The 2,861-nt window shown below is 41.3% G+C and carries 3 protein-coding genes; all 3 read right to left on the reverse strand.

The annotated features are described in order from the left end of the window. Positions 1 to 137 precede the first annotated feature (137 nt). The 3 genes from AC06OU_RS04960 to AC06OU_RS04970 are packed head-to-tail and all read right to left on the reverse strand — an operon-like array spanning position 138 to position 2,676. Entirely contained in the window at positions 138 to 1,271 is a 1,134-nt protein-coding gene (locus tag AC06OU_RS04960) for a bifunctional cystathionine gamma-lyase/homocysteine desulfhydrase (protein ID WP_475854362.1), read from the reverse strand. Between the two features lie 4 nt (positions 1,272 to 1,275). Further along, positions 1,276 to 2,205, reverse strand: coding sequence for a PLP-dependent cysteine synthase family protein (locus AC06OU_RS04965; RefSeq protein ID WP_475854363.1), 930 nt, complete (start codon positions 2,203 to 2,205; stop codon positions 1,276 to 1,278). Then, positions 2,206 to 2,676 carry an S-ribosylhomocysteine lyase gene (locus tag AC06OU_RS04970; RefSeq protein WP_169360242.1) on the reverse strand — a complete coding sequence of 157 codons (471 nt, stop codon included), beginning with the start codon at positions 2,674 to 2,676 and terminating at the stop codon, positions 2,206 to 2,208. It abuts the gene before it with no gap. Positions 2,677 to 2,861: the final 185 nt, after the last annotated feature.

Raw genomic sequence — 2,861 nt, forward strand, 5'->3', positions numbered from 1 at the left:
CAATAAAAAGAGACCCCTAGTAGTAAAGGGGTCTCTAGAAAACTATTCTGTATGTCGAATGAGTTTTATCACCGTTTGTGAGATTTTATCACCGGTAGGTTGTTTTTTAGGATTGGATCACTTACCTCCTGCTTTTTCTAAGCCAAGGCTTGCTCTAAATCTTCTATTAAGTCCTCTACATCCTCGATGCCTACAGAAATGCGAACTAATCCATCGGTAATACCTAATTCTGCTCTTCGTTCACTCGGAATAGAAGCGTGCGTCATACGGGCAGGTACGGAGATTAAGCTTTCTACAGCTCCTAAGCTTTCTGCAAGTGTAAAGTATTTCAGCTTCGCCAACAGCTCATCTGCTTTTTCTGCACTTCCAACGTCAAAGGAGATCATTCCTCCAAATCCTGTAGCTTGTTTTTGCATCAGGTCATGTCCTGGATGAGAAGAAAGGCCAGGATAAAATACTTTTCCGACTGCATCGTGATCGTTTAAAAACTCTGCTATTCGTTGGGCACTTTCATTATGCTCTTCCATACGTAAGCCTAGTGTTTTAATGCCTCGCATCAGCAGCCAGGAATCCTGAGGTCCGAGCACAGCACCAACTGAGTTTTGAACAAAATGCAGCTCACTCGCTAGCTTCTCGGAATTAACCACCGCAAGACCTGCTACTACGTCACTGTGGCCTCCTAAATACTTTGTGGCACTATGCACAACAATATCTGCACCAAGTGCAATTGGTTGTTGGAAATAAGGAGTCATAAACGTGTTATCCACAATAGTTAATAGTCCTTTTCCCTTTGCATATTTTGCTATAGCTTCTATGTCTGTTACCTTCAATAAAGGATTTGTTGGAGTCTCCAAGAAAATTGCCTTAGTATTTTCTTGAATAGCTGCCTCGACATTAGCAAGATCCCCTGTATCGATGAATGTAGAATCGATTCCAAAGCGATTCAATACTTTAGAAATCACTCGGAACGTGCCTCCATAAACATCATCAGTTAATAGGACATGGTCCCCCTTACTGAAGAGCATCATGATTGAGCTTGTTGCAGCCATTCCTGAAGAAAAGGCAAAGCCTGCTACCCCACCCTCTAAATCACTGATTAACACTTCTAATGCATGACGAGTCGGGTTACCTGTTCGTGAATATTCATAGCCTTTAAATTTACCAACAGCTTCTTGCTTATACGTACTCACCTGGTAAATCGGTGTTGATACGGCACCTGTTGCTTCATCTCCAACGATTCCTGCATGAATAAGCTTTGTTTTTGCGCGCATTTATTTATTCCCCCTTGAATAATTCATATACCTTCTGGCTCAAATAGCGTTCACTAGAGTCCGGAAAGATGGTAACGATATGACTTCCCTCTAATGCCACCTCTGCTTCCTTCATTGCTGCGTAAAATGCAGCACCTGAGGAGCTTCCCACCAGTAAGCCTTCTTTTTCTGAGAGTCTACGCAACTCTGCAAAGGCTTTCTCATCACTAACGGTATGAATTGCATTGAAATAAGATGAATCCATAAACTCCGGTAAAAATTCCATACCTATTCCTTCGGTTGCATGAGAGCCAGCTTCTCCACCATTTAAAATGGAACCCACAGGCTCTACGATTACTGTTTTAATTTTTTTATTCCGTTCCTTTAAAAAGGTGGACGTGCCCATAAAGGTTCCACCCGAGCCAGCTCCAGCTACAAACACATCAATTTGTCCCTCTAAATCTCTCCATAGCTCTGGACCAAGTGTATGCTCATACGTTTTGGGGTTAGCAGGGTTAGAAAATTGAGAGGGCGAAAAAGCACCTGGTGTGACTTTCACTAGCTCCTGCGCTTTCTTAATAGCCCCTTGCATCCCTAATGCTGTGTCCGTATTTATGACCTCTGCACCCAGTGCTCGCATAAGGGTCTGCTTCTCGAGACTAAACTTTTGAGGAACTACAAACTTAACCTTATACCCCTTCCCAATTGCTGCGAGTGCAACACCAATTCCGGTATTCCCTGCTGTAGGCTCTATGATTGTCCCACCAGGAGTAAGCTTACCGGATTTCTCTGCATCCTCGATTAAAGCTAGACCAAGGCGATCCTTCACGCTACCACCTGGATTTAGGTATTCAAGCTTTGCAAATATGCGGCAATTGTTAGGAATAGATATATTATTTATTTCTATTACGGGTGTATTTCCTATCAGTTCTTGCACGCTATTAAAAATATTCATTTATGCTTCCTCTTTATAAATTTGTCGCCATTCATCTTTTTTAGAAAGCATTTCAGAAGCTATTTCTTTTGCTCCCTCTAAACTATGGCTAGCTGCCCACCCGCACTGTACCTCATTACAAGCAGGTACCTCCGTTGCTTGCAGTACGTCCTCTAACGTCTTTTCAAGAATGACAAGAATTTCATCGTAATCCTCATGATTTATGACTGATAGGTAAAAACCAGTTTGGCAGCCCATTGGACTTAAATCTACGACTTGATCTGTATGGTTACGAATATTTTCAGCCATTAAGTGCTCCAGAGAGTGTAGCCCTGGCATTTCCATATGTTCTTTGTTTGGTTGTTTAAATCTAATATCATATTTGTAAATTTCATCGCCATGTTTTCCTTCTTTTGTTCCTGCTAGGCGTATAAATGGTGCTGCTACTTTTGTGTGATCTAGGTTAAAGCTTTCTACGTTCATTTTTTTCATTATAAATCGCTCCTTATTTTTTCGTTGCGTCCATAATCCAGACATAATCATTCATCTTCGAGAAATGCGCTTGAAATCCTGCTTCCTCGAATAATTTAGTTAGAATTGGAATAGTTGTATAGTATTCTCTTTCTAAATCGTCTGCTACGTTGTGAAAGTTTCTAGCTCTTTCTTTTTTTATCTGA

This window comes from Psychrobacillus sp., from assembly GCF_056205495.1.

What these genes read in the sequence shown, in the direction of transcription:
- AC06OU_RS04960 (WP_475854362.1), bottom strand. Translation starts at nt 1,271, where the DNA reads ATGCGCGCAAAAACAAAGCTTATTCATGCAGGAATCGTTGGAGATGAA.
- AC06OU_RS04965 (WP_475854363.1), bottom strand. Translation starts at nt 2,205, where the DNA reads ATGAATATTTTTAATAGCGTGCAAGAACTGATAGGAAATACACCCGTA.
- AC06OU_RS04970 (WP_169360242.1), bottom strand. Translation starts at nt 2,676, where the DNA reads ATGAAAAAAATGAACGTAGAAAGCTTTAACCTAGATCACACAAAAGTA.